This is a genomic window from Candidatus Frankia alpina (assembly GCF_902806485.1).
Lineage (GTDB): Bacteria > Actinomycetota > Actinomycetes > Frankiales > Frankiaceae > Frankia > Frankia alpina.
This window is the reverse complement of the sequence record NZ_CADCWT010000044.1, coordinates 1-26,385: the sequence shown is the minus strand read 5'-3', so window position 1 is coordinate 26,385 and position 26,385 is coordinate 1. Positions and strand designations below refer to the sequence as shown.

24 protein-coding genes are annotated in these 26,385 nt (G+C 70.6%); 15 read left to right on the top strand and 9 right to left on the bottom strand.

Features of this window, described 5'->3' with window-relative positions:
• Position 1 precedes the first annotated feature (1 nt).
• On the bottom strand, positions 2 to 433 hold the full coding sequence (locus G6R25_RS07740; protein WP_163552416.1) for a MarR family winged helix-turn-helix transcriptional regulator: 432 nt from the start codon (positions 431 to 433) through the stop codon (positions 2 to 4).
• A 318-nt stretch (positions 434 to 751) separates the two neighbouring features.
• Here G6R25_RS07740 and G6R25_RS26470 point away from each other — a divergent pair, with 318 nt between their 5' ends.
• From G6R25_RS26470 to G6R25_RS07725, 4 genes are all read left to right on the top strand, one after another.
• Positions 752 to 1,174, top strand: a complete 423-nt coding sequence (locus G6R25_RS26470; protein WP_235947744.1) for a hypothetical protein — start codon at positions 752 to 754, stop codon at positions 1,172 to 1,174.
• 69 nt (positions 1,175 to 1,243) lie between these two features.
• Complete coding sequence (locus G6R25_RS07735) at positions 1,244 to 2,473, top strand: sensor histidine kinase (RefSeq protein ID WP_235947741.1); 1,230 nt, start codon at positions 1,244 to 1,246, stop codon at positions 2,471 to 2,473.
• Positions 2,474 to 2,525: 52 nt separating this feature from the next.
• On the top strand, positions 2,526 to 3,281 hold the full coding sequence (locus tag G6R25_RS07730) for a response regulator transcription factor (RefSeq protein WP_163552415.1): 756 nt from the start codon (positions 2,526 to 2,528) through the stop codon (positions 3,279 to 3,281).
• A 271-nt stretch (positions 3,282 to 3,552) separates the two neighbouring features.
• Positions 3,553 to 4,920, top strand: a complete 1,368-nt coding sequence (locus tag G6R25_RS07725; RefSeq protein WP_163552414.1) for a citrate synthase — start codon at positions 3,553 to 3,555, stop codon at positions 4,918 to 4,920.
• Between the two features lie 119 nt (positions 4,921 to 5,039).
• Here G6R25_RS07725 and serC read toward each other — a convergent pair whose 3' ends face one another.
• Positions 5,040 to 6,164, bottom strand: coding sequence for a phosphoserine transaminase (gene serC / locus G6R25_RS07720; RefSeq protein ID WP_163552413.1), 1,125 nt, complete (start codon positions 6,162 to 6,164; stop codon positions 5,040 to 5,042).
• Positions 6,157 to 7,266 (bottom strand): citrate synthase 2, encoded by a 1,110-nt coding sequence (locus G6R25_RS07715; protein WP_163552412.1) that lies wholly within the window; start codon positions 7,264 to 7,266, stop codon positions 6,157 to 6,159. The genes serC and G6R25_RS07715 overlap by 8 nt, the downstream gene beginning before the upstream one ends.
• Positions 7,267 to 7,490: 224 nt before the next feature.
• On the opposite strand from G6R25_RS07715, the gene G6R25_RS07710 reads away from it, so the two are divergent.
• From G6R25_RS07710 to G6R25_RS07695, 4 genes are all read left to right on the top strand, one after another.
• Complete coding sequence (locus G6R25_RS07710; RefSeq protein ID WP_235947739.1) at positions 7,491 to 8,051, top strand: toll/interleukin-1 receptor domain-containing protein; 561 nt, start codon at positions 7,491 to 7,493, stop codon at positions 8,049 to 8,051.
• A 30-nt stretch (positions 8,052 to 8,081) separates the two neighbouring features.
• Positions 8,082 to 8,801 carry a pyridoxamine 5'-phosphate oxidase gene (gene pdxH / locus G6R25_RS07705; RefSeq protein WP_163552411.1) on the top strand — a complete coding sequence of 240 codons (720 nt, stop codon included), beginning with the start codon at positions 8,082 to 8,084 and terminating at the stop codon, positions 8,799 to 8,801.
• 669 nt (positions 8,802 to 9,470) lie between these two features.
• Positions 9,471 to 10,262, top strand: coding sequence for a hypothetical protein (locus G6R25_RS07700; RefSeq protein WP_163552410.1), 792 nt, complete (start codon positions 9,471 to 9,473; stop codon positions 10,260 to 10,262).
• Positions 10,259 to 11,026 (top strand): L,D-transpeptidase, encoded by a 768-nt coding sequence (locus tag G6R25_RS07695; RefSeq protein WP_163552409.1) that lies wholly within the window; start codon positions 10,259 to 10,261, stop codon positions 11,024 to 11,026. Before G6R25_RS07700 ends, G6R25_RS07695 begins: the two co-directional genes overlap by 4 nt.
• A gap of 32 nt (positions 11,027 to 11,058) precedes the next feature.
• Here G6R25_RS07695 and G6R25_RS07690 read toward each other — a convergent pair whose 3' ends face one another.
• The 3 genes from G6R25_RS07690 to G6R25_RS26465 form a co-directional block, all read right to left on the bottom strand.
• On the bottom strand, positions 11,059 to 11,736 hold the full coding sequence (locus G6R25_RS07690; RefSeq protein ID WP_163552417.1) for a UdgX family uracil-DNA binding protein: 678 nt from the start codon (positions 11,734 to 11,736) through the stop codon (positions 11,059 to 11,061).
• Between the two features lie 76 nt (positions 11,737 to 11,812).
• Complete coding sequence (locus tag G6R25_RS07685; protein ID WP_205446953.1) at positions 11,813 to 12,019, bottom strand: recombinase family protein; 207 nt, start codon at positions 12,017 to 12,019, stop codon at positions 11,813 to 11,815.
• Positions 12,020 to 12,342: 323 nt separating this feature from the next.
• Positions 12,343 to 12,588 (bottom strand): FAD-binding domain-containing protein, encoded by a 246-nt coding sequence (locus G6R25_RS26465; protein ID WP_235947737.1) that lies wholly within the window; start codon positions 12,586 to 12,588, stop codon positions 12,343 to 12,345.
• A gap of 243 nt (positions 12,589 to 12,831) precedes the next feature.
• Here G6R25_RS26465 and G6R25_RS07675 point away from each other — a divergent pair, with 243 nt between their 5' ends.
• The 3 genes from G6R25_RS07675 to G6R25_RS07665 all read left to right on the top strand — a co-directional run bounded on the left by G6R25_RS07675 (position 12,832) and on the right by G6R25_RS07665 (position 15,671).
• The gene (locus G6R25_RS07675) at positions 12,832 to 13,926 is read left to right on the top strand and encodes a mechanosensitive ion channel family protein (protein ID WP_235947735.1); all 1,095 of its coding nucleotides are present in this window, start codon (positions 12,832 to 12,834) and stop codon (positions 13,924 to 13,926) included.
• A gap of 107 nt (positions 13,927 to 14,033) precedes the next feature.
• On the top strand, positions 14,034 to 14,531 hold the full coding sequence (locus G6R25_RS07670; protein ID WP_235947733.1) for a hypothetical protein: 498 nt from the start codon (positions 14,034 to 14,036) through the stop codon (positions 14,529 to 14,531).
• A 27-nt stretch (positions 14,532 to 14,558) separates the two neighbouring features.
• Positions 14,559 to 15,671, top strand: coding sequence for a CE1 family esterase (locus tag G6R25_RS07665; protein WP_163552407.1), 1,113 nt, complete (start codon positions 14,559 to 14,561; stop codon positions 15,669 to 15,671).
• Between the two features lie 28 nt (positions 15,672 to 15,699).
• Here the strand turns inward: G6R25_RS07665 and G6R25_RS07660 are convergent, their stop codons facing one another.
• Positions 15,700 to 16,503 (bottom strand): LpqN/LpqT family lipoprotein, encoded by an 804-nt coding sequence (locus G6R25_RS07660; RefSeq protein ID WP_205446952.1) that lies wholly within the window; start codon positions 16,501 to 16,503, stop codon positions 15,700 to 15,702.
• 1,289 nt (positions 16,504 to 17,792) lie between these two features.
• On the opposite strand from G6R25_RS07660, the gene mscL reads away from it, so the two are divergent.
• From mscL to G6R25_RS07645, 3 genes are all read left to right on the top strand, one after another.
• The gene (gene mscL / locus G6R25_RS07655; RefSeq protein ID WP_163552406.1) at positions 17,793 to 18,188 is read left to right on the top strand and encodes a large conductance mechanosensitive channel protein MscL; all 396 of its coding nucleotides are present in this window, start codon (positions 17,793 to 17,795) and stop codon (positions 18,186 to 18,188) included.
• Positions 18,189 to 18,310: 122 nt separating this feature from the next.
• Positions 18,311 to 20,011, top strand: a complete 1,701-nt coding sequence (locus G6R25_RS07650; protein WP_163552405.1) for a S1C family serine protease — start codon at positions 18,311 to 18,313, stop codon at positions 20,009 to 20,011.
• A gap of 453 nt (positions 20,012 to 20,464) precedes the next feature.
• A complete protein-coding gene (locus G6R25_RS07645) occupies positions 20,465 to 21,796 on the top strand; it encodes a hypothetical protein (protein ID WP_235947730.1) in 1,332 nt (443 codons plus the stop codon).
• Between the two features lie 59 nt (positions 21,797 to 21,855).
• Here the strand turns inward: G6R25_RS07645 and G6R25_RS07640 are convergent, their stop codons facing one another.
• Together G6R25_RS07640 and G6R25_RS07635 are read right to left on the bottom strand one after the other, a co-directional pair.
• Positions 21,856 to 23,523 carry a copper resistance CopC/CopD family protein gene (locus tag G6R25_RS07640; protein ID WP_163552404.1) on the bottom strand — a complete coding sequence of 556 codons (1,668 nt, stop codon included), beginning with the start codon at positions 23,521 to 23,523 and terminating at the stop codon, positions 21,856 to 21,858.
• 28 nt (positions 23,524 to 23,551) lie between these two features.
• Positions 23,552 to 24,274, bottom strand: coding sequence for a YcnI family copper-binding membrane protein (locus G6R25_RS07635; RefSeq protein ID WP_163552403.1), 723 nt, complete (start codon positions 24,272 to 24,274; stop codon positions 23,552 to 23,554).
• An 896-nt stretch (positions 24,275 to 25,170) separates the two neighbouring features.
• Between G6R25_RS07635 and G6R25_RS07630 the strand changes: the two genes are divergently transcribed.
• The gene (locus tag G6R25_RS07630) at positions 25,171 to 25,815 is read left to right on the top strand and encodes a response regulator (RefSeq protein ID WP_163552402.1); all 645 of its coding nucleotides are present in this window, start codon (positions 25,171 to 25,173) and stop codon (positions 25,813 to 25,815) included.
• Positions 25,816 to 26,385 lie beyond the last annotated feature (570 nt).

Sequence of the window (26,385 nt, the reverse complement as noted above, 5' to 3'; positions counted from 1 at the left end):
GCTAGGAGCCGGCGAGGGCGTCGAGAATCGGCGCCGCCCGAGTCAGGGCGGCGATCTCCTCTGCGGACAGCGCCGCGAGCCGGTCGGTCAGCCACTCGTCCCGGCGCCGACGGTCGTCGCTGAGCAGCGTCCGCCCCTTCTCGGTGACCTCGGCGATCACCTGCCGCCCATCGGTGGGGTGCGGGCGGCGCTCGACCAGCCCGGCGACCGCGAGATGCGCGATGACCCGCGTCATCGAAGGCGGCTGGACGCGCTCGTGCGCCGCCATCTCCCCGAGTGTCATCGGGCCATAGCGCTCCAGCGACGCCAGCGCGGACGTCTGCGTGGGGGTGAGCTGACTCGACCGCTCCTGGCGCATTCGTCGGGAAAGCCGCATCACCGACAACCGCAGCGCGGACGCGAGTTCGGCGTCATACGCCGTCTCGGTCTCCATCTTCTGACGGTACTCGCCCGGGGGGCCGAAGAATGGGCTATTCAGGGGATCTCAGGCCAAGGGAACGACAAAGGGGGTCGGCCACCCCCCGGCGGCGGCCGACCCCGGCACGACTCGGCGTCTTGCTCCGGGTGCGACCACCGAGGACACCGATCCGTACTAACCAGGTTCCACCCCGCAGGGACTCACTGGCTTCGGGGAGAGCTCCACTTCCCGTCGGGGGATCCCCCGACGGGAAGTGGGGGGTAACCCGCAATCCGACGATCGGCGTGTGCGACGCTTGTCGGGTGAGATCCTGGCTACATAACGTCGATTGACGTGCCGCACCCGCGTCTGTCCAGCCGACTGTCCGCGTGCGCTGCCCGCCACCGCTCGTGGTGTCTGGCAGTCGGCGGCAGCGTCACTGCTGCCGTTGCGATCGCATGCCAATGGCCCACGTTCGGCCACAGCCCGTTCGCCGCGACCCTCAACGGCGAGGAGTCGCTGGGCAGCGTCACCGCGGCGATGGCCCTGGGCGGGCTGCTCTGGCCGCTGTCCTGGACGGCGGGCTGGGACGCCGGGCCGTCCGCGCTCGTGTCGACCTTCGCCTACTCCCATTTCTGGGTCTGCCTCGGCTGGGGTGCGCTGCGTTACCCGACCGGACGGCTGCAGAACAACGGTGAACGGGCGTTGCTGGGCGCCGCGGTGCTCGTCATTCCGCTGGCGAGCCTCGGGTTGATCCGCATCGGCCGGCCGGAATAGTTCGGCTACTCCGCTCACCCCGACGTCTGGTGGTACGGCGAGCCGATCGGCCACGGAGCGTTCGACGCCGTGGTCTGGATTCTCGACGGCCTGACCCTCGCACTCGCCGCCGCCTTCCTGTTCGCCGTCCGCGGGCGGCTGCGCCGGTACTCCGAGCTGGACCGGCGAATCTTCTTCCCGGTGGCGCTCGCGTTGCTGCTGGCGTTCGTCCTCGCGGCGACGGTCAACTTCTTCGTCTACAAGCCGAGCGACGCCAGCATCGGGCCCGAGTTCATCGCCGTCTCCCTCGCCCTGCTGGCGATCCCCCTGGCGTTCGCGGCGGCGGTGCTGCGCCGGGTGTTCGTCCGAGCCCGCATCGCGCAGCTACTCGCGACGCTGCCCACCCCGCCGGATGCGCGGGCTGTCCGCGCGGCGCTGCGGGCGGCGTTGCACGACGACTCCGCCGAGATCCACCTGTGGCTGCCCGGGGAGGACCATCACGTCGACGCCGACGGGGCCGTCCGGCCCCCGCCGCCGGCCGGCGGCGCCGAGCTCGTCATGGCGGTACGGACCACGGCCGGGGCGCCGCTGGCGGTGATCGCCGCCGCACCCGCCATGCGGCGCAACCGCGACCTGGTCGAGGCGGCCGTGCGTGCCAGCGCCATGGCCCTGGAGAACGCCCAGTTGCACGCCACGGTGGCCGCGCAGCTCGAAGCCGTGCACGCCTCTCGGGCCCGCCTCGTCGAGGCCGGTCTGCACGAGCGGCGCCGGCTGGAGCGCGACCTGCACGACGGCGCGCAGCAGCGGCTGCTGGCGCTGGCCACCAGACTGGGGCTCGCCCGGACGAAGGCCACCGATCCCGATACGATCTCTGCCATCGAGGCCGCCCGGGAGGATCTGCGCCACGCCTTGGCGGACCTGCGCAGCCTCGCGCGGGGAATCCATCCGGCCGTGCTGAGTCAGGGCGGGCTTCGGCCGGCCCTGGAGGTCGTCACCGCCGCGCTGCCGATGGAGGTCGAGATGGACGTTCCTGCGGCGCGGTTCGAGGCGGTGCTCGAGGCGGGCGCCTACTACACGATCTGCGAGGCGCTCACGAACACGGTCAAGCATGCCGGGGCCAGCCGGGCTCGGGTCGCGGTGCGCTACGACGACGGCGTCGTTCGCATCGACGTCACCGACGACGGCAAGGGCGGCGCCACCGCCGTCGAGGGGGGCGGACTGGCGGGCCTCACCGACCGGGTCCGGGCACTCGGCGGCGCGCTGGTGATCGTCAGCCCGTCGGGCGGTGGGACCCGGCTGACGGCGAGCATCCCGTGCTGACCAAGCTTGCGCCGACCAGAACTGCGCCGGCTGAGCAGAGGGGACCTGACCCGTGCGGGTAGCGATCGCGGACGATTCGACCTTGTTCCGCGAGGGGCTGGCGATACTGCTGACCGCCGCCGGCAACGAGGTGGTGGCACAGACCGCCACCGCCGACGACCTCATCTGCGGGCTCGGGCACAGCCGGCCGGACGTGGTGATCCTGGACATCCGGATGCCGCCCACGTTCACCGACGAGGGTCTGGTCGCCGCCGAACAGATCCGCGCCCGGCACCGCACGATCGCCGTGCTCGTTCTGTCGACCTACGCTGAGACGCCCTACGCGCTGCGCCTGCTCGGCGGCGGCGGTGGCTTCGGCTACCTGCTCAAGGACCGGGTCGACGACGTCGCGGCGCTCCAGGACGCGCTGCGACGGTTAATCGACGGTCGGCTCCTGCTCGATGAGCAGATCGTCGCGGGTCTGCTCGCCCACCGGCGGCGCGCCGACGATCTGGCCCGGCTCACCCCACGGGAACGCACGGTGCTCGCGCACATGGCTGAGGGGCGGTCCAACCACGGCATCGGCGCCCGCCTGCATCTGGCGCCGAAGACCGTGGAGAACCACATCGCCGGGGTTTTCAGCAAGCTCGGGATGCCGGCGTCCACGGACGACAATCGTCGGGTGCTCGCCGTGCTCACCTGGCTGCGGACCGCCGCGCAGCCGGGCGCCGCCGCGGGAACGCCCCTCGGCGCCCCGTCCGTTACCACGCCGGGAACGCGGTCGACGAGTGGCTCTGGGCACCAGAGTGGCTTCTCCCCGTTCGGGTAGGTGCAACCGGTCGGTCGGGCGGTTGTCTGCGTCTTCGCTGAGGGTGCCCTACCGCATCACCGCAGCTGGGAGATGTCTTCTCCGCCAAGGGGTGGCGCAGCACACGTGGGATGAGGCTCACCGATCACGCGCATGTGCAGCCGCGAACGGCCAGACTTGGGAAGAACCATGTGAGCCAGCAAACCGGCGTGAGCGCTCCGTACCCGGATGCGCGCCCCGGCTGGGGCCAGAGCCGTCACCAGCGGCATCGCCACCGCGAGAGGAGCCCGGCGTGTCCGAGCAGGTCAGCACACTGACCGTCACCGACAACCGAACCGGCAAGACGTACGAGATCCCGGTCACGGACGGCACGGTACGCGCGAGTGCGTTGCGTTCGATCAAGGCGAGCGACGACGACTTCGGGTTGATGGCGTACGACCCGGCGTTCACGAACACTGCGAGCTGCCGCAGTGCCATCACCTACATCGACGGTGACGCCGGCATCCTGCGTTACCGCGGCTACCCGATCCAGGAGCTCGCCGAGAAGAGCAGCTTCCTCGAGGTCGCGTACCTGCTGCTGGCCGGCGAGCTTCCCGCGTCCGACGAGCTGTCGACCTGGGAAGACGAGATCACGCACCACACCCTGGTGCATGAGTCAATCAAGAAGTTCATCGACGGCTTCCACCACGACGCCCACCCCATGGGCATGCTGGTGTCCACCGTGGGCGCGCTGTCGACCTTCTACCCGGACGCCAAGACGATCGACGACCCGGGCCTGCGTCGCCTCCAGATCGTCCGCCTCATCGCCAAGATCACGACCCTGGCGGCGTACTCGTACCGGCACTCGGTCGGCTTCCCGTACGTCTACCCGGACAACGATCTGTCGTACGCCGGCAACTTCCTGAACATGATGTGGAAGGCCACCGAGCTCAAGTACGAGCCGGACCCGAACCTCGAGCACGCCCTCGACGTGCTGTTCATCCTGCACGCCGACCACGAGCAGAACTGTTCGGCCAACGCGATGCGCGCCGTCGGCAGCTCGCAGGCGGACCCGTTCTCGGCCGCGGCCGCGGCGATCGCCGCGCTCTACGGCCCGCTGCACGGCGGCGCGAACGAGCAGGTGCTGCGGATGTTGGCCGAGATCGGCTCGGTCGAGAACATCCCCTCCTTCATCGCCCAGGTGAAGGACGGCAAGAAGAAGCTGATGGGCTTCGGCCACCGGGTCTACAAGAACTACGACCCGCGCGCCCGGGTGATCCGCCAGGTCGCCGACGAGGTCTTCAAGGTCACCGGCACGAACCCGCTGCTGGACCTGGCCATGGAGCTGGAGCGGATCGCGCTGGAGGACGAGTACTTCATCGCCCGCAAGCTCTACCCGAACGTCGACTTCTACACCGGCATCATTTACCAGGCCATGGGCTTCCCCGTGGAGATGTTCCCGGTGCTGTTCGCCATCGGCCGGATGCCCGGCTGGCTGGCCCAGTGGGAGGAGGGCCTGCTCGACCCCGAGCAGAAAATCGCCCGCCCGCGCCAGCTCTACGTCGGCTACGACCAGCGCCCCTACGTCCCGATGGACGACCGGGGCGCGACCGCCGACACCGAGGCCGACCCGATCGCCGCCCAGGCCGCCCAGGCCGCCCCGGAGCGCCCCCTGCGCTGACCCGGGTGCCCGCGCCGCCGCCGACCCAGAGTCCCCGGCGGTGCCACGCCGCCGACGGCGGCCCGCGAGGAGAGGTCCTCATCGCGGGCCGCCGTCGTTTCCGGCTACGCCATCCGCCGCTACAGGCGCTCGACGACGTAGTCGATGCTGGCGACCAGCGCCTCGACGTCGGCCGGTTCGATCGCCGGGAAGCAGGCGACGCGGAGCTGATTGCGGCCGAGCTTGCGGTACGGCTCGACGTCGACGACGCCGTTGGCCCGCAGCACCTTCGCCACGGCGGCCGCGTCGACCGCGTCGAAGTCGATCGTCACGACGACCTGGGAGCGCTGCGCCGGGTCGGCGACGAACGACGTCGTGTACGCCGTCTTCTCGGCCCAGGTGTAAAGAATCGACGATGATTCGGCGGTGCGGCGCACGCACCAGTCCAGGCCGCCCTTGGCGAGCATCCACTCGATCTGATCGGCGAACAGGAACAGCGTCGCCACCGCCGGGGTGTTGTACGTCTGATCCTTGGAGCTGTTGTCGCGGGCGGTGGTGAGGTCGAGGAACGGCGGGATCCACCGGTCGGTCGCGGCGATCTCGGCGAGCCGGTCGATCGCCGCCGGCGACATCAGCGCCGCCCACAGGCCGCCGTCGGAGGCGAAGCACTTCTGCGGCGCGAAGTAGTAGACGTCGGCCTCGGTCACGTCGACCGGCAGGCCACCGGCGCCGGAGGTGGCATCGACCAGGTGCAGGGCGCCGGCGTCGGCGCCGACCGGGCGGCGTACCGGGCGGGCGACACCGGTGGAGGTCTCGTTGTGCGGGCTGGCGTAGACGTCGATGCCGGCCTCGGGCGACCAGTCCGGGTGCGTTCCCGGCACCGAGGACACCACTGAGGGCTCCGCCAGGAACGGCGCGCCCTTCGTCGTGTCCGCGAACTTCCCACCGAACTCGCCGAAGACGAGGTGCTGGGACCGGTTACGGACCAGGTTGAACGCGGCGGCGTCCCAGAACGCGGTGGCACCGCCGATGCCGAGCACGACCTCGTAGCCGGCGGGCAGCGAGAACAGCTCCGCGAGCCCCGCACGCACCCGGCCGACCAGGCTCTTGACCGGCTTCTGCCGGTGGGAGGTGCCGAGGTAGATCGCGCCGCTGGCGGCCAGGGCGGCCACGGCGTCCGGGCGGATCTTCGACGGACCGCAGCCGAAGCGGCCGTCGGCCGGGCGCAGAGCCTCGGGCAGCTCGATCGCGGCGGCGTCAGCCACGGGGCACCCCCGGCACGACGTCGCTGAGCGGGCGCGGGTCGGGGCCGACGTAACGGGCGGACGGGCGGATCAGTCGGCCGGTGCGCTGCTGCTCGAGAATGTGGGCGCTCCAGCCCGCGGTGCGGGCGCAGGTGAACATGGACGTGAACATATGGGCCGGGACCTCGGCGAAGTCCAGCACCACGGCCGACCAGAATTCCACGTTTGTGCGCAGCGGGCGGTCGGGGAAGCGGTTGGTCAGCTCCTCGATCGCGGCCGCCTCGAGCGCCTCGGCCGCCTCGTAGCGGTCGGAGCCGAGGTCGCGCGCGGTGCGGCGCAGCACCCGGGCGCGCGGGTCCTCCGCGCGGTACACCCGGTGCCCGAAGCCCATCAGCCGCTCCTTGCGGTCCAGAGCGCGGCGGACGTAGCCGAGCGGATCCCCGGTGCGTTCGACCTCGTCGAGCATCGCGAGCACCCGGGAGGGGGCGCCGCCGTGCAGGGGCCCGGACAGCGCACCGACGGCGGCGGACAGCGCGGCCGAGGCATCGGCGCCGGTCGAGGCGACCACCCGGGCGGTGAAGGTGGACGCGTTCATGCCGTGCTCGGCGGCCGACACCCAGTAGGCGTCGACGGCCTGGACGTGCTTCGGGTCCGGTTCGCCGCGCCAGCGGATCATGAACCGTTCCGTTATCGTGCGGGCCCGGTCGACCTCCTTCTGCGGCACCGCGGGCTGCCCCAGCCCCCGGGCCGACTGCGCGACGAAGGACAACGCCACCACCGATGCCCGAGCAAGGTCGTCGCGGGCCTGCTCAGGGGTAATGTCGATCAGCTGACCCAGGCCCCAGTAGGGGGCGAGCATCGCCAGCGCGCTCTGCACATCCACCCGGATGTCACCCGAGTGCACCGGCACCGGGAACGGCTCGGCCGGCGGCAGCCCAGGCTCGAACGCGCCGTCGACCAGCAGCCCCCAGACGTGGCCGTAATCCACCGTGCCGACGAGGTCCTCGATATCGACCCCGCGGTAGCGCAGCGCGCTGCCCTCCTTGTCCGGCTCGGCGATCTCCGTCTCAAAGGCGATCACGCCTTCCAGGCCTGGCTTGAAATCGCTCGTCTTCTCAGCCATCGAGTCCGGGTCTCCGCTTCTGTCGGTTGGTTCGACCGGCGGTCGGTCGCTTCGGCCGGCAGCCCGCTGCGTCCTGCCTCGTCGGTCCTACTCCATCCGATCCTGCCCCGCGGCATCCGGACGCGCCAGACCGCCGCCGCTTCGCGCGGTTCACGTCGAGCGCCGGCGGACGCCGCGTCCTCACCGTTCGCCAACCCCGGCGCACTCAAACAACAATTTATGAGATGAGCCACAGGCACTTTGTCCGTTTGTGCGGCTATTTGCAACAAGCTGCCGAAACCCGCGTCAGGGACGGCCGACCAACAGAGATCGCGTCGCGCTACGGTCGGCAGCAGGAAATGGCCTGCCTGACTGGCGGTCACGCTGCGCTAACAGCTGGATCAGGAGCTCGGGAGATCATGGCGTTCGTCTTCATCAGTCATCGCGCGGCGGACATCGCCATCGCCGAACGGCTGGGGCGGGCGGTCAACGCGGTGGGCCATGCGGTGCACCTCGACCGTTGGGAGATACGCATCGGCGACACCGTGCCCATGTTCATGAATGAAACCCTCGCCACCGCGGACTTTCTCGTGCTGGGCCACTCCACCCTGGGAATTCACGCGCCATGGATAGCGCAGGAATTCCTGCCGGCGCTCGCCGGGGACCTCTCGGCTCGCGGCATCATCATGCTGCCGGTGATCCTGTCCGGCACCGATGCCCCCACCCGGATCGGCGGACGGCCCTGCCTCGACCTGACCAACGACTGGGACCGCGGGGTCGCCACGGTCCTGCGCGAGCTCGGCTGAGTACGCGGGCGCCGCTGGCACGATCCCAGGATGGCATCCATCCCGCCGCCAGGCGCCTCTCCCCACCGCGCAGCCTCCCCTGAGGTCGGACCGGACGCGCCCGACCCGGCCGGGCTGCGGCGGAGCTACCAGACCGGCCGGCTGGAAACGGACCAGCTCGCGGCGACCTGGGTCGAGCAGTTCGCCCGCTGGTTCGCCGACGCGACCACCCCGGGCGCGGGCATCCCAGAGGCCAACGCGACCATCTTCGCCACCGCGTCCGGCGACGGCCGGCCGAGCGCGCGCACGGTACTGCTCAAGGACTTCGATCAGCGCGGATTCGTGATCTACACGAACTACACCTCCCGCAAAGGTCAAGAGGCCGCCGAGAATCCCTTCGGCTCACTGGTCTTCCCCTGGTATGCCCTGGAGCGGCAGGTGGTGGCCATCGGCACTGTGGAGCGGGTCAGCCGGGTCGAGACCGAGCGCTACTTCGCCTCCCGGCCCCGCGGGTCCCAGCTCGGCGCCTGGGTCAGCCACCAGTCGCAGATCATCGAATCCCGGGACGTCCTGGCCGCCCGCGAGGCCGAGCTTGCGGCCCGCTGGCCCGCGGGAACCCCGGTGCCGACCCCGCCGTTCTGGGGCGGGCTACGCCTCATGCCGGACACCGTCGAGTTCTGGCAGGGCCGGACGAACCGACTGCACGACAGGCTGCGCTACCGCCGCGCCAGCGCCGCGGACCGGTGGATCGTCGAACGCCTCTCCCCCTGACGACCGCGCCGGCCGTCGCACGTCCCGGCAGCCCCGTGCGGTCCCGACGGCGAGCGCAGCGGGGTACGCACCAACTGTTCACCGCCCTACCCACGCAGATTCCCTCCCCGAAGGTGGCGGTGGTCCGGCCGTTTTCCCGGATCCGGTCGTCGCGGACAACGTTCCGGAAGCACCGGTCCGCAACTGGATTTCCTCCTTCCGGATGACGGGCAAAGCCACGAGGGCATCGGCGGGATAAAATAGTTACAGCACGCCGGATTCAGCCGGTTCCGCCGCGGCGGAACCCGGTGTGACGGAACCGCGGCGACCATGGGTCGGGGTATCGCGATGACCCGCGCCAACGGGGTAGGGCGGACGGCCGAAGCGGGCGAGCCCGCGCGAGGCGCCGTTGACGGGGTAACTCGGCCGGGGACGGTCGAGAGGGGGATGGGCAGGGGCGCGGGTGACGGGGGCGAGGACGTGCAGGTCCACCGCCAGCCGGAACCACGACCCGCCGGAACCACCGTCAGACAGAACCACTACCAGACAGAACCACCGAGTCGTTCTCCCAACGGTCCCGCTACGACGGACCCGGACGTACCGGGATCGATGCTGCGTTGCTACCTTCTTTCTGATCAATGCTTCCATCGAGGTATTCCTGACCCGGCAGATGTCCAGGGAGACGGATTCATGCGCAGCACCAGAGTGCGGGCCGTGGTCGCCGGTGTTCTCGACGTGGCGGCAATCGCGCTGGCCTCACCGGCGTCCGCCGCGACGCCGGCACCCTCGCCGACCGCGACCGTCGCCGTCAGCTCACCGACCCCGACCAGCCCCGCCGGCGTACCCGCGCCGCCCAGCGCGACCCCGACTCCGACCGCCCTCCCGCTGGCCACGACCAGCGCGTCCGCCGACCCGAGCGCGGCGGCGAACCTCGACCCGAGCGCCACGCCGAGCCCGGTGGCCGGCGTCACGGCGAGCGTCGACCCGAGCGCCTCGGCCTCGGCCATCCCGCCCGCCGGGGCAGCCTCGACCGAGGGCACCGGCGACCCGACCCTCGACCGGTTTCTCGACCTGCTGCCCTTCAAGGTCCCCCTGGACAAGGAGATCAACAGCGTCGAGGACATCGACGCCAACCCCCTCGTCCTGACCTTCATCTGCAACGGCAGTGAGCCGGCCTGGAAGCTGAAGAACACCGGCGACAAGAGCTTCGGCTTCGGCTGGTTCGACACCAACCTGGGCGGCGGCATCCTCAACATCGGTCCGAAGCAGACCGTCGACATCCCGTCGAAGGCGCTCGCCGTGGTCGGGTCGCCCTGGGACACCGAGACGAAGCTCCTGCTCGTGACCGTGCCTACCGTCGGCGTGTCGAACTGCGGCGGCGCGTCGAGCGTGCCGCCGGCGATCCCGGCGCCCGCGCCGCTGCCGGTCGCGGTGCCCGCCGTCAGTCGCGCCGTCACGGCCGACCCGTACTACACCAGATGATCATCGGCCGGCTCGACCCGAGGACGGCCGCGGGGATCCTCGCGGCCGTCCTCGGCGGCGCGGTGCTGGCCGGGTGCGGCGGCAGTGACGGCAGCCAGAACGCCGCCACTAACCTCTCGCCGCAGGTCCGCAACCAGCTCGCCGCCATCGCGGGCCTCGGGCAGAGCAAGAGCACGGTCGTCACCGCCGTCGGCACCAGCGTCGACATCTACAGTGCCACAACGGACAACCAACCTTCCTCCACGCTGGCGAGTCCGAACGAGAACGGCGTCAAGCGGATCTTCCTGGTCCAGGCGAAGATGCCCGGCTGGTGGCAGGTGATGCTGCCGGTCCAGCCCAACGGCAGCACCGGCTGGGTCAAGGCCGACCAGGTCAGCGCGTCGGAGACGCCCTACCGGCTGGTCGTGTCCCGCGGTCACCACCTGCTGCAGGTGTTCAGCGACGGCAAGCAGATCGCGCAGGAGCCGGTCGCCATCGGCACCACCGACACGCCGACCCCGGGCGGGCGCTTCTACCTGATGGAGCTGCTGCGGCCGCGCAACCCGAACGGTGCCTACGGCCCATACGCCTTCGGCCTGAACGGATTCTCGACGTCCCTGAGCTCGTTCGAGGGCCGCAAGCCGGTGATCGGTCTGCATGGCACGAACGAACCAAAGATGATCGGCAAGGACGTCAGCCACGGCTGCATCCGGTTAAGCAACGACGCGATCACCCGCCTGGCCCAGACCGTCCCGCTGGGCACTCCGGTCGACATCGTCGCCTGACCCCGCCGGCCGGCTCGGCTCGTCAGGCCGGATCAGGTTGGTCTGTCAGGTCCGTCAGGCCGACGGGGTTCCCGGTCGCCGCCGGGCGGGGCGGGCCGAGTGACGGCGGCGATCCGCAGGTCCGCGACGAACCCGCCGTAGACCTCGTCGAAGCTGGCCAGGTCCGCTCGCAGCACGGCGCTGGGGTGCAGCGTCGCGAGCAGCTGGGCATTCGATCCGGGCGGCCCAGGCAGCAGCCGCCCGCGCATCCGGGTCACCCGGAACGACGGCCCGAGCAGCGTCGCACCGGCCGTCGCGCCCAGCACCACGACCAGCGACGGCCGGATGGCGTTGAGCTCGGCGGCGAGCCACGGCCGGCAGGCGGCGACGTGCCGCGCCTGCGGCGTCTGATGGATGCGCCGGGGCCCGTTGCCCATGCGGTAACCAAAGTGCTTGACGGCGTTCGTCGCGTACAGCTCGGCCCGGTCCAGCCCGGCCTCGCCGAGCGCCCGGTCGAGCAGCTTGCCGGCGGGGCCGACGAAGGGCCTACCCCTGCGGTCCTCCACGTCTCCGGGCTGCTCGCCGACGACCACCAGCCAGGCGCGGGCTGGGCCCGCGCCGAAGACGGTTCGGGTTCCGGGCAGCTCCGAGAGGTCGCACGCACGACACTCGGCGGCGGCAGAAGCGAGCGTCGGCAGATCCGCGCCGGAAGGCACCGCGACGGGCTGCATGTTCACCGTTGCGGCTCAGCGTCCGATAGTGCCAGCATGGCCCGGCCCTTCGGCGCGGTTCTCGCATCGATCGTCGTCACGTCCGCGTCGCGCAGCAGGGTTCCGCCGAGGACACCCGGGCGTACACCACGGCCGCATCCTGCCGGGCAGGTGCGACAGCCGCGTCCACGACCACCAGTCCGCCGATCTTGCGGGCAGGGACTGGGAGCAGGCCGTCGCGGTACCAGCGGCGGGCCGTGGTGTACCCGATGCCCTTCGCGGCGGCCCACTCCTTGAGATTCACCTGAACATTATGCAACGCCATCAGACGCCGAGCCGGCAGCAGTTTTCACCCCCGCAGATTCAAGCGGACGCCCGGACCAGCGATCGGGAGGGGTGGGCGTGGCGCGCCACGCGTGGGTTGCCCTCCACATCCCACGCGGGCGCGACCACCTCCGGCGGAGCCCGTCACTTCTCCACCGGGCTTCGAGCGGGAGATCTCTGCCCATGCACTCCCTGCCCTGGTACAGGGGTGGCCAATCCCCGCTCGCCGTACCCATCGGACTGGACAACACCCGGTGTCAGCTTCGCGACATGTGTCACGCTTGCGGTCAAGCCATTCATCCGCTAGCTGATCGCACCGATGATGGCTCCGCTCGACGGCGTAATCGACCCACCGGCGCACGTAGGTCCCCCGTCCGGGTCGACGATGGAGAACCCCGCGCACCCCCACTTCCAGGCCTCGAATCCGGCCTCCGGCGGGTCATATGCCATGTCGGCCAGCGCGTCGGTCAGATCGGCGCGCGCGGAGGCGAGGTTCGCCGCGCGCACGTCGGCGTAGAACTCCCGCCGCGCCAGCCGTGCTCCTTCCACGCTCGGTAGAACGGCGTATAGACTCGAAACGGCGTTCCCCCGCAGTGGCCAACCGGCCCGGCGCGATCGCGTACGGCGATCCGGTCCGGACGAGCCCCGCCACCACCACCTCGTCGGCCCCGTCCGCTGCCGCACGCAGCGCCGCCCTCGCCGCGGCGACGCGGAGCGACGAGCGAAGGGACCGCCGATCTATCGCTTTAAGCCATCAGGAGATTACTGTAAGCTTATGATTGCCGAGTGCAGGTGACCGTCGCCGTCGCGTGGGATCGTGGCTTCTCGGATGCCTGGTCCCGCATCGCGGAAACCGGGCCGAAGATCGGGGTCTTCCTCGCGATCTGCGCGCTCGGCGGCCTGCTCGTCCGGGCATTGGCACGGCTGCTGAGCGTGCTGGCGAGCCGGATGGGCATCGACCGGGTCCTGGACCGGTGCGGCCTGCCGGCCCTGCTGCGCAGGCCGGCGGCGGATCTTTGCACGGGCGCGGTGCGGGTACTCGCCGGCCTGGGGCTGCTCGCCGTGCTGCGCGTCGCCGTGGGTGTCTTCGGCCCGAGCGCCGCCGAGGACACCGTCACCGAACTTCTCACGCTGCTCCTGCACACCCTGCTCGCGATCGTGATCATCGCGATCGGGGTCAGCCTGGCCCGGCTCGCCCGAACCTTCGTGCGCGAGGCACTGCGGGGCCTCAGCTACGCACGCACGGCCGGTAACACGGTGACCGCCGTGCTCGTGATCGCGTTCGGCAAGGCCGGACTCGACGAGGTGGGCCTGGCGACCTCCGTCACGACCCCCGTGCTCTGGGCCATCCTCGCCACTCTGACCGGAGTGATCGTGGTCGGGGTCGGCGGGGGTCTCATCCGACCCATGCAGCTGCGCTGGGAGGAGATCCTCGAACACGCCGAGGACACCGCCGCCCAGGCCCGACAGACCTGGCGCGCGCGCCACACCGACCACCCCGACGGCACCGGCCCCGACCGCCCCGGCCCCGGCGAGGAGGACATCACCGGCGTGAGCCCCATCGGTGCGCAACCGGTCGACGCCAACCCCGTCGACGAGGGCCGTGCCGGGCCAGGGAACCCCGAGCCGGGGAGCACGAGACTACCCACTGACCCGGACGTGCCGGTCGAAGCCGATCCGGCCGGGGGTCCGGTGCCGCCGTCGATTCCGGCGCCGACGTCGGGGACGGTTGTCGCCGCCGCGCCCCGCCCATCGATCCCTCCGCCGGGCGAACAGGACCCCTTCGAACCCGCCGCACCCGACCGGACCTCGGCATCCGCCTCGCCGCCACAGCCAAACGGCCCGTCCTGGCCTACCGATCGGTCCCGACCGCAGGGGCCCGCGTAACCTGTGGCACGTTGCCGCCTCTACCGTCACGCAGGGACCAGTGGGTGTGCGTTAGGCGAACTACGGCGCGTTCGGCCCCCGAGTGGGGCACTCTGGGAGAGGACGGGATGTCAATACCGGTCGTCGACCTGAACCACCTATACCGCCCAGGCCTGGACACCTGCCCCGGACACCTGACCCAGCCAGGAGACCCGCCGACCGATCTTCGCGGCAAGAACCTCATCAACGTCACGAGTGGCGAGCGGAGGGACATCTCGGTGGAGGAGCTCTCGGACATGGAGCGTTCCCGGCTGCTCCTCGGCTGGCTGGCGGCGCGGCGCGCGGTGGACAACTGTCTGTCGGACCTGCTTGCCGCCGGGCCCGCGGGAGAACGTCGGGTGCGCGAGTCGTTGGCGCTCGTGGACGACCTGGAGAGTCGCGCCCAGGAGGCGTTCGACCGGTACCGCACCGCCGCGGAGAGCACCCCGGCTCCCCCGCCGCGCCCGGCTGGCCGTTGGGCGCCGCCGGCTGCGGTGGAGCGTCCCCGCCTCAATGTGGTCCGCGCCCCGGAGGGCGACCTCACCCGTAGCAGTTTCAACACGAAGAGTAATCACCGGCACCGGTGACGCCCAGCCCGCCGTCGGCGGGTCAGAATGGCCACCGTGCCGGCCGTTCGTCGCCGCCGCGTCATCGCGGTCTGGCTCCTCGCCTTCCTGCTCCCCGTACTACTAGCCGTAACTGGCTGTAGCGGGTTGAGCGGCACCCGCCGCGGCAATGTGGTCCCCGGGGCCGCTCCGACGGCTACTCCGACCGCCGGACCGGACGCGTTCGAGCGGTCCGGCCGCGGCACGCCCATCCGGATCACGCTGCCCCCACCCGGCACGCCCCGGCCGTACCCGCTGATCGTGGCGCTGCACAGCCTGCACTACGACGGCACCGGCCCCAAGGCACACTGGGATCTCGACGGCCTCGCCCGCACCGCGGGCCTCGCCGTCGTCTACCCGGACGGTATCGGCAAGGCCTGGAACGCCGGGACCTGCTGCGACACCGCAAAGATCAACAATACGGACGACGTCGGCTGGCTGCGCGCGTTGATCGCCCACCTGAGCGAGAACTACCCGATCGACCGCACGCGGGTCAGCCTGATCGGCCTGTCCAACGGTGGGATGCTCGCCTACCGGTACGCCTGCGAGCACGGCGACGAGCTTGCCGGCATCGCTGTGGTCGCGGCGAGCCGTCAGGTGGCGCAGTGCCAGCCGGCGGCGCCCCTGACCGTCGTCGTCGTGCACGGCGGCGCCGACGGTCACGTCCCCTACCTTGGCTCGCCGTGGTCACCGGTGCTGCAGACGGCGATCACCCCGGTCGAGGAGAGCATGGCGCCGTTCCGCGCGGTGGACCAATGCCCGCTGCCCAGCCAGCCCGGCGACACCATCCTCACCAACTCGACCGGGGTGCCCTGGCACGCCGAGCAGCCGCCCGTCGACCTGTCCGTGGGCCAGTTGCCCGCACCCGGGGCCGCCCCCTCATCGCCCGGGGCGCCGGTGTCGGACGGCCTGGCCGATCCCGCCGAGCCCGCGACGACCGCGCCGGTGGCCGTCCGCCGGGAGACCCGGTGCGCATCCTCGGCCCGCGTCGTCCAGTTCCTGCTGCCCTCGATGGCCCACGGCTGGCCGCCCGCCGCCGGACCGAACTCCTTCGCCACCAGCGGGGTGATCTGGAACCTGCTTGCTCCAGCCCGATCGGCCCGCCCCGGGCCCCGGATGTGACGTCGGCCCGGATGTGACGTCGGTGGGGTCAGGCCGCCGGAGAGAACGACGCACGCAAGGCGCCCATCAGCGTGTTCAGTGTCGCGGCCGCACTGGTCGACACCCTCGCGATGAGCACATAGACGGCGCCATCCGTGGAGACCGTCCGCATCAGGTAGGACACCCGCTGACCCTCACGGTCATAGGAACCGGCCAACTCCTGGGTCGGCTGGCCGCTGGTGTCCGTCGCCGGGCCTGAACGCTCCTTCGTCAGCCCCGAGACCGAGTCGAACTCGCCCGTCTGGACCCGGGTGAGCGCCGCCGTCTGGTCCGCGCCGGCGATTCGGGCGACGCCGATCATCTGTGGGCCGTACTCCGAGACGGTGCCAGGTTCGCCGTAGAAGATGCCGGTGTTGTCGCGACGCTGCTTCCACACCGGCGGGTGGGAGAAGGTCGCCTTCTGCAGCGGGTCCGTGTAGGGGGCCCAGTCTGCCGGCACGGCAATCTGCCCCGCGGCCGGTTGGCCGGTGCTCGCCGGGGCGGACGTGCCCGCCACGGCCGCCGTCGGCGCGCTGGCGGCGGCCGTGGCCGACGGAGACGGCACCGTGGCGGCGTCCGTGGCGGCGTCCGTGGCGGCGTCCGTGGCGGTGCGGCCGCTGGGGCGCGCCTTCTCCCAGACGACGCCGGCACCGACCCCCACTCCGAGCGCGACCGCCAGCACCACCAGCGCAACGCCGAGACGGTGCAGGAAGGACATGGAGTCGGCACCGCCGCCACCACCGTGACGAACGTCGAGCTCGTCGGCCCCGTCGAGGTCGTTGACGCCATCAGGCTCGGGGAAGTCACGTTCCATCGACGCCGTGAGTGGACCACCCGAGCGGCGCGGAGTGGGCGTCCGGTCGCCGCCCGAGCGGTGCGGCCCCGTCCGCTTCCCGATCATGGTGGGGGACGAGTCCGGTGGCCGATCGTCCTCCCGACCGGCCGTCGGGCCACCGACGCCGGTCCGTCCCGGTCCGCCCGACCGCTGCGGCCGGGATGGGCGTGCCGCCGCCGCGGCTCGCTCGGAGCGGCTCGGGGCGATGCGGTCGTCGCCGGGCCCCGGTGCCGAGCGGCCCGGACGCGACCGGTCGAGGCGGGTGTCCTCAACGTCGGCATCGGCCGCGAATCGCGGCCGTGCGCCAGTGTTCCCGGACCTGCCCCCGCTCCCGGTTCGGGCGGGCCGCCCCGCCCGCCCGCCTGCGCCAGGCGGCGGGCCGTCGGCCGGGCCGCCGTCGACGCCATACTCCGGCGGAGTCGTCCGACCCCGCGGATCGGCGTCACCCGGGCGGCCGGGCCGTCCCGGTCGTTGCCCGCCGGCCGGATTGCCTGGTCCGCCGGTCGCGGCCGGCCGCGACCGCTCGACCGCATGCCGGCCCGTGTTCCCGGCGGGGACACCCGGCCGCGTCGGCGGCCCGCCGGAGTCGCCCGTCCCGCGTCGCCCGCCGGCTGGCGGGACCAGAGCCCTGCGCCCAGGGGCTTCCGTGGCGGGCGGGCCCGGGCGATCACCACGGCCCTGCGGGCGGCTTCGGCCGTACGGATCGTCTCCAGCGCCGTCCCCGGATCCGAAACCGCCGCCGTCTGCGGGAAGATAGGACCCGGTCGGCGGGCCGGCGGGGTCGTAAAGTCCGGTGTCCGCCCCGTGGCCCGTCGCGGGCGGCCGGCCGCGGTAACCGCCGGGAGCAGACGGGGCGCCGTAACCGTCCGAAGTGGGCCGACCGCCGTAACCATCGGGAGCAGACGGGGCGCCGTAACCATCGGGAGCGGGCCGACCGCCGTAACCTCCAGCCGCAGCCGGGCGGGGTGCTGGATCGGCCTGGGAGTCGGGCCCGCGCGGCGGGAGATTTCCTCCGGGCCGGCGGTAGGCGGGCTCGCGGTGGTCGTCGTCCCAATCGGCCCGTCGCGCACCGTCCGTCACCAGACGACCTCCGATTCCGAGCCCCGCGCGCATTCGTTCGTCCCACCGGTGTACCACGGAGTTGCCGACATGTAGCGCGCGCCTAGTTGACAACAGCCCGCCAGGGGCATAGGGGCCGAGTCGGATACCATCGACCTGCGGCGGTATCCTCCCATGGCGCACCGGGCGCCTGACTGGGGGGACCGTCGATGAAGGGCTTCAAACAGTTCCTGATGCGAAGGAACGTGGTCGACCTCACGGTCGCCGTGGTGATCGGCACCGCCTTCACCGCCGTGGTGACGTCCCTGGTTAAGACCATCTTCACCCCGCTGATCGCGGCGATCTTCGGCAAGCCGGACTTCTCGGCCCTCACGTTCACGCTGAACGGCAGCGTGTTCCGATACGGCGAGTTCATCAACAGTGTCATCGCCTTCCTCTCCGTGGCGACTGTGATCTACTTCGTCGTGGTGCTCCCGCTGAAGACCATCAACGATCGGCGCGCCCGTGGCCAGGTCCCGCCCGAGGAGGACCTCGTGCTGACCGATGAGGCACGCCTGCTTACCGAGATTCGTGATCTACTGGCGGAACGCCGTCCCGCCTCCTGACCCGGTCGACTGACCCGGTCGCCCCCGGAGGGACTCCGGCTCCGGTTCGTCCTGTCGATCGCTTACCCGAACGTTGGTCGGCATTCAGGAATCGCTCAGGCTCGTAAGGGAAAGTGCCTACCATGACACCGCGTCTCCCCTTCAGCAGCGGCGCCGAGGACGCTCAGGCGGACAGCGGCCGGGAGGAGTCCGGCGCCGGGCACGACTCGCCGTCCCCCTGGGCCCCACCCGCCGAAGGCGCATTCGGGTCCCCGGCAGAACAGCCTCACCCGACCGGTCCCGGCAGCTCCGCGCCCGAACGTTCCGTGGCACCGCCCCCCGGGGCGCCCTACAGCGCTCCCCCGCCGGTCCACCCGTCCACCAGTCCCGGCCAGGCGGCGCCGTCCAACACCGGCGGGTTCGCGGCCGGGCCCTGGGGCCCGCCCAACCCAGGTCCGGGCCAGGGTGGCCCAGGGCAGGGTGTGTACAGGGCCAATGCCGGTCCCGGCCCAGCGGGCGAGCCGTACGGCTCGGGTGGCCCGGGCAGGCCGGGCGGTCCGGGTCTGCCGCCCGGTCCGCCACCGGAGGGCCAGACGTGGGGCACTCAGTGGGGCAACCAGTGGGGCGCTCCCGGTGGTGGCATTCCACCTACCGCGTACGACATCCACGGCAATCGGCCGGCGACGGCGACGCCCTCCCCGCTGCCCTGGCGTAGGCGCCGGCTGGTGGCCGCAGGGCTCGCCATCGCCCTTGTCTCCGCCGGCATCGGGGGCGGCGTCGGTGCCCTGGTCGCCGACAACGACAGCGGGAACACGGTCGTGACCACCGCCGGGCTCGAGCGCACCAGTGTCAGCTCCGGCGGGACGTCGCCGGCGGCCTCCGGCACCGTCGCCGCGGCGGCGCAGAAGATCCTCCCCAGCGTCGTCACGATCGCCGAGGAGTCAAGCAGCGAGGCGGGCACCGGTTCCGGGACGATCATCCGGTCGGACGGCCACATCCTGACGAACAACCATGTCGTGTCGGGAGCCTCCGACGGCGGCACGCTCACGGTGACCCTGCAGGACGGCCGCGCCTTCGACGCGCAGGTCGTGGGGACCGACCCCAGTTCCGACCTCGCCATCATCAAGATCAACGCCTCGGGGCTGATCGCGGCGACCTTCGGCAACTCCGACACATTGAACATCGGTGAGCTGGTGGTGGCGGTCGGCAGTCCGCTCGGCCTGAACGGCACGGTGACCTCCGGCATCGTCAGCGCCGTGCACCGCCCGGTCCGAACCGGCGACTCGACCGTGCAGGACCAGCAGAACACCATCATCGACGCGATTCAGACCGATGCGCCGATCAACCCGGGTAACTCCGGCGGCCCGCTGGTCAACAGCCGAGGCGAGATCATCGGCGTGAACAGCGCGATCGCGACCGTCGGCGGCGGCGGGGGCAGTCCGTTCGGCGGCAGCCAGCAGTCCGGCAACATCGGTGTCGGCTTCGCGATCCCCGGCAACTACGCTGAGTCGGTGGCCACCCAGCTGATCACTGCCGGCCGCGCACAGCATCCCTATCTGGGCGTAACCGCCTCGACCGCAGCGGAGAACACGCGCTCGACCGCGTCCAGCGGAACCGGCGCACAGATCCGGTCGATGGTCGCCGGCGGCCCCGCCGAAGGCGCCGGCCTGCGCACCGGCGACGTGATCACCAAGGTCGGCGACCGAGCCGTCAGCGACGTCGACTCCCTGATCGCGGCGGTGCGCTCGCACGCCATCGGAGACGAGGTCGAGGTGACCTACACCCGCAACGGCCAGACCGGCACCGTGAAGACTCGGCTCGCCCTGCAGCCACCTACCTCCTGACCGCAGCTCCGATCGCGTCCTGTTTCGGGCTCCGTCCAGCGTCCCGATCGTCGCCGTCGTACCGCTTCGGAACCGACATGCCAACCGCGCAATAATCATGGGGTAATCCTGCGGACGGTCGCGAATGGCCGAGCCAGTGTGGAAGGCCCGCTGGGACCGATCAGTCGCGGAATTCGAAGCAAGCCCGTCGGCGGGCTATTCGCCGCCCATCTTTCCAACTAGTCTTCCGACGGGACATGGCCACATCCCCCGCACACCACCCCGGAGCAAAGTAACCACAAGTAAGCGAAAGTGATCAAAGCGCTACGCGCGTGCAGGTCAAGTGATTCCGGCTGTCGAATCGACGACAACAAAATCCTCACAACGTTCACCCGTTAGCGCGGCCCGCCTCCTAGCATCGGCTCCACCATCCGTTCCGGGTCCACCGCTAGTCGACCGGGGAGTAGCTAAAGTATGGACGACGACGCGGACCTTGCGGCCCGTGTCCGACGTGGTGATCGGCAGGCGTTCGACGACCTGTACGATCTCTACGCGGATGATGTCTTCTCCATGTGCCTGCTGATCCTGGGTGATCCCACGGTGGCCCGGGCCGCCGCCGGCACGGCGTTCGCCCTGGTCGCCCGTACCCGTCTCAACCCGCTGAGCGACCCGGCCCGGCTGCGTTCCTGGCTGCTGGAACTCGCCCGCGGCAGCGCCCTGGCCTGGTCGGGGTCCCCGCAGGCCCGCAGCATCCCGGTGCCACACGGTGTACCGCCCGAGGAACTCCTGGTCGGCGCCGTGGTACCGGCACCCGCCAGTCTGCGGGTGGGTCTCGCCCGCACCTTCGACCGAGCCGTCGCCGTCGCGGAGGCCGCTGCCGCCAGCCGCCGAGCTGCCATGCCGGCCGCACCCGTGGTACCTGCGGCAGCCCAGAAGATCAGCCTCGTCAAGGCGCCGGCCGAGCCCGCCGTTCCCCTCGCGTCCGACGCCGCGGAGACGCTGATCGCCCCCGCCGTCGCGCGTTCGCTGCCGCTGATGCGGATGGACGCCGAGACCGAAGCCGCCGACGCCGTTTCCACATCCGGCCGCTGGATCCTGGAGCGGCACAGCCGGCCGGCGATCGCCGCCGCGGCGGCGATCGCCGCCGCCGTGGTCAGTCTCACCGCGGCGATGAACTGGCCATCGTCCAATCCCCGCCTGCTGGCGGAGAACGGCGTGGCGGTGGTGAGTCCGCAGCGAAGCCTCGACATGGTTCGCCCCGCCACGGCGCCCGCCGCCCCCAGCGGCGGCACGGCGACCACCCCCACCGTCGTCCCGACGGTGGCCGGCGCCTTCACCAGCCGGGCCACCGCGCCCAAAGCGGCGGGTACGACCCCGCCTGGTGGAGCCCATCGCTCGGGACGTACACAGGTCCGAGCCTGCCGCCGAGCCAAGCGTCAGCCGCACCCGCGCGGCCCCGGTGGCACCCTCAACCACGGCTCCGCTCACCACCTCACCGAAGCCCTCGACCAGCTCCGCTGCGTCCGCAACCGCTTCGAACTCCGGGACCACCCTGCCGACCACCCCGCCGAGGACACAGACACCCCTGCCGACAGCGACCGTCCCACCGCCGGTGAGCGCACCGCCAACCAGCGCCGCGCCGGCACCCACGACGCCGCTGGGCAACGATGCCCTGCCCCCGTCCGCTGCGCCCTTGAGCCCCCCGCAGTCCGCTGGGCCATCGACGGGCGAGAGCTCAGCCGGCGCCGGAGGCACCGGCAAGACTGGAGGCACCGGCTCAAGCGGCACCGGGCCGTCCAAGCCTGACGGCCGCATCGTCGGCACCATCACCGGTCCGGCACCGATCTCTGTGTAGCCGACACCCGTCAGCGGACTGTGTAAAACAGCGTCGTCACGTACTGATCGAAATCGTTGATTCGCAGCGTCAGCCGGAGCTGCCACTTTCCCGCCAAGGGCGCCTGCACCCGATCGCTGTGCGCGTGCCCCGGGGCAGCCAGGTCGAGCGGCACCTCGAACGGCCCAAGGTCCGCGGTCGGTAGGGACAGCGCCGCGCTTGCCTGCACCAGCTTCTGCGGCTTGCCGCTGGGCGCCCATGTGTACACGTCGAGAGACTCGGCTCCAATCCTGGTCGGCGCGACCCGTACCTTCACCGTCATCGGGCCGGCGAACGCCGTACCGGTGAACGGCGGTGCATAGCTGGTGCGCGCGGGAACCATGTTCACCAAGGTCGCGGTGAGCCCCAGCACCACCGCCCCGACGATCAGCTCCGACGCGACCCCACGCCGTAAACCGGTCAACGCGGCGGCGCTCGGCGCCTTCGCCGTCGGCTCCGGATCGGATCGGTCGCCGGGGACGCGACCGGAATAGTGGCGGCGTACCCACCGCTGAGCGAGTGCACCCAGCGCGATCATGTCGAGGACGAACCACACCTTGTAGAGCAACAATCGCCCGTAACCGGTGTCGATGACCGCTCGGAGCGTCCCGATCTCCCGCCAGCTCTGGAACAGGCCGCTGAGCACGATCACGGCCACGGCCCCCGCTGCCACCCTTGACCAGCGCGGCAGCACCTCCGCCAGCTCCACCGCCGCCGCTCGACGGACCAGGAAGAGCCCGATCACCGCCAGCCCGCCGATCCACACGGACATTCCGAGCACGTGCACCGTCAGGCTGGCCGTCGCGAGCCACACCAGGTCCCCGGCGCTGCCGTGGCCGATCGCCGCCAAGGTCACCGCCGCCACAAGTCCGAGACCGGCCAGCTCGCATCTGCGCCACACGTCAAGGGAGGCGGTACGGAACATCCGGCGCAGCAGCGGTACCGCGAGGCAGAGCGCAAGCAGCCGGATCAGCAACAGATGGCCGAACCGCTCCTCCAACGTCGCCGACAGCACCGACCAGCGGCCCAATCCGCTCAGCCCCAGCCCGGCGGCGTATGGCCCCTGCAGGAGCAGCTGCCCCAGGCCGGCGAGCGACGACAACCCCCATGCCCCCGCTATGAGCTGGTTTGCACCGCTCGTCCGCAGCCCTTGCGGCCAGAGCAGCAACAGAAAGAAACAGGCGCCCAGAAGAACGCCGATTCCGGCGTAGCCGGCGAACCGCGCGACGCCGAACAGGAATCCGACCGTCCGCGAACCGGACGTGTTCGCCTCCGCCTTGGCGGCCCCTGCCTCCGGCGGTCCTCCCACACCGAAGGCAAAGGCACCGGAGATCGGGTGACTGTCCGCAGAGATGACTCGCCAGCTGGCCACATAGGTGCCCGTGGGCAGGTTGGATCGCAACATCACCATCGCCTCGGAGGCCTTCTGTCCCGACCGCGCCTGACCATCGTCTACCCGGGTGCCCGCAGAATCGAGTACCCGGATCGAATCCCGCGAGACCCGGACCGACTCGCTGTAATCGATCGCTATCCGAGTCGGCGCAGTGGCGAGCGCCGCGCCGTCCGCCGGACTGCTGCCCGTCAACAGGGCATGAGCGGACGCCGACGCGACGCCGAGCCCGAGCCCGATCGAGGTGGTGGTCATGGCCAGAGAGGCCATGACCACCACCATCACTCTTCGCACGAAACTACGCCCGCCGCCGGACGGTCACCAGTGCGAAGGCGCCGGCCACAAGACCGAGTGCACCCAAGACCACGCCGACGATTCCGAGCCAGCGTGCGGTCCCGTCGCTGTCATCCGACTGCGAGGTCTCGGCGACATTCTGCGCCGCCGACTCGTGCACGCCGGTCGACGAGCCCTCAGCCGCCCCAGTTGCGGTCACCGTCAGCGACGACGCCGGCTTGTCCGGTTCCCCGGCCCCTGGCTGCGCGACATCAACCCATCGCACCACGTCCCCGTTTGAATAGGTCTGCAGTGTCTTGAACGCGAGCTGTCCAGCCTTGTCCGGCATCGGACCGGCGGAAACGGTGAACGTGTCAAACTCCCCCGGCTTGATTCCCTGACCCTCCTGCGCCGTCCAGGTGATGCGGGTGACCACCTCGCTCACCTGGCCGTCGTCCGTGCTCAAGGGCTTCGCGGGCGCCGCCTTCGCGATCTTGTAGGTCCAGCCGACCTTGGGCTGCACCGACACCGACGCGAGCGGTGTATCGACGGGGAACTGAACATCGATACCGGTGGTGGAAACGTCGTCCTCTTCGGTCGGCACCTTGAACGAAAGCGTGGCATAGCTACCTGCGGACGCGGTGGACGGCTGCAGGGTGACGTGCGCGGAGGCCGGCACCGTCATGGCAAGTACGGCCGCGCCGGCAACCACACCGAGCACGCCCACACGTCGATAGAGGCGAATCATGTAAATCCTTCCAAACGATCCCACAGCGCAGCGGGAACACCGAGATTCCGTGTTTCACGGGCGCCGGAGCGTCGTTCGTCAGGCCATGGCAATAAGCAACGGTGAGCAACCCATGGCGCACCGCCCCGTCCGACCGATCCCCGGCTGGCCCTGCGGCGGGCCACGCCGACGGGCGGATCGCCCGAGCGGACGGGTGTGTGGGCGGGGCGCCCGTCGACGAACGTCGATGGGCGGCACCGGCGAAATCGAAGGCACGGCCAGACTCGCGGCCGGCCGGAACAGACGAAACAGCACCGGATGGGGACGGAGACCGGAAGCCGACCACAGCACACGCTCCGCACGGCGCAGCAGCACCGCGACGCACGCTGCAGCCAGGCCGTGCGCGAATACCATCCGCGCCTCGACCGAGCAGCCGCCCGCCCGATGCGTGTGGGGGTGCGCGAGGGTGAGGGCGAAGGTGATGTGGAGCAGAACCTGAGTCCCCGCGACCCCTGCCACGAGTAACGGAAGGTGCCGTTCCCGGTCACCGAGGCCGTAGGCAATCCGGGTGAGCAGGAGGAAGGCGGAGATCATAATCGTGGCCGCCGGCCGCTGGGCGCCGCCGGCCACGTGCGCCGCCCAGGCCAAGCACACGGAGGACGAGGCGAACGTGACAGCTCGTCCAAGGCGAGCTGTCCCTCCGATCGCCGACCAACCTGTGCTCACGGGGACCAAGCCTGCCATAGTCCTGCCCGCTCACCGCCACATCCCCTCCGGTGACGTCGTCAGGCCGTCAGTTGTTCTCGCCGGCAGCACCTCCCGAAGTAGGTCATCCTCGGACGGGCAACACCCGTCCACAGGTAGCGTCTGCGTTCTCCGACGTCGGAGTCCATGAGCCCGAAGAAGGCTGATGCATCGTGCGGGTGGTCATCGCTGAGGATTCGGTACTACTCCGTGAGGGGCTGCGCCGCCTTCTCACCGACGCCGGCTGCGAGGTAGTCGCCACGGTCGGCGACGGACCCGGCCTGGTCGATGCGGTGACGACGCACCAGCCCGACGTCTCCGTCGTGGACGTTCGGATGCCTCCGTCGCACCGCGACGAAGGGCTGCGAGCCGCGATCAAGGCCCGCTCCGAGGTCCCGGGCTCACCAGTCCTTGTCTTCAGTCAGTACGTCGAGAAACAGTACGCGGCGGAGCTTCTCGCCGACGGTGCCGGCGCCGTCGGCTATCTTTTGAAGGACCGCGTCGCAGACGTTCGCGAGTTTGTGGATGCGGTGCGTCGGGTCGCGGCAGGCGGCACCGTCATGGATCCGGAAGTGGTGGCACAGCTTCTCGTTCGAAATCGACGCAACGACCCCATGTCTGCGTTGACCCCACGGGAACGAGAGGTCCTCACCCTCATGGCGGAAGGCCGGTCGAACACCGCGATCGCCGCGCACCTGGTCGTGAGCAGCGGTGCCGTCGAGAAACACATATCGAACGTCTTCTCGAAACTCGGCCTGGAGCCGACCACGAAGGACCACCGCCGAGTCCTGGCGGTTCTCGCGTATCTGCGGAACTGACGAGCTTCTTCGGCCACTCACCACCTTCGCTTCACCTTCACCCCACCCTTCGTCTAGCTCGAACATGTGATCGATTTTGCATCCCTGAAGCGCGCCTGTCAAGTGCGGCCATCTCCTCCGGCCGGATCTGCCAGTAACCGCATGCCGTTCAGAAGCTGCCCGCCACGTCAGACCGGCCGACAAGGCAGCGATCGCGACAAGATGGTCTGCACCGCGGAACAGAGAAGGGACCGGTCTGGCAGCCACAACCGCAAGTAGACCACCATGGCAAGATGAAATTCTGGATGGCATGCTCGACGAGAAAAGTGTCAACACGGGGGGCTTGACTAGGATGTCACCAGGGCGCAGAATCGAACGCATGTTCGATGATGATCTAAACGTCGTCCCCCTCCATGATCTTGAGGTGGAAGTCTGTAACTGGGCTGGCCGCATCTCGGCCGCGACCTGCCGTTGGCTGAGTCTGATCGCCGCCTTCGACCGCCGAAAAGGCTGGTCCTCGACCGGACTGCCGACCTGCGCACACTGAGCCTTTCCCGGTAACGTTTCGTCGCTTTGCGTGACATCAATGTG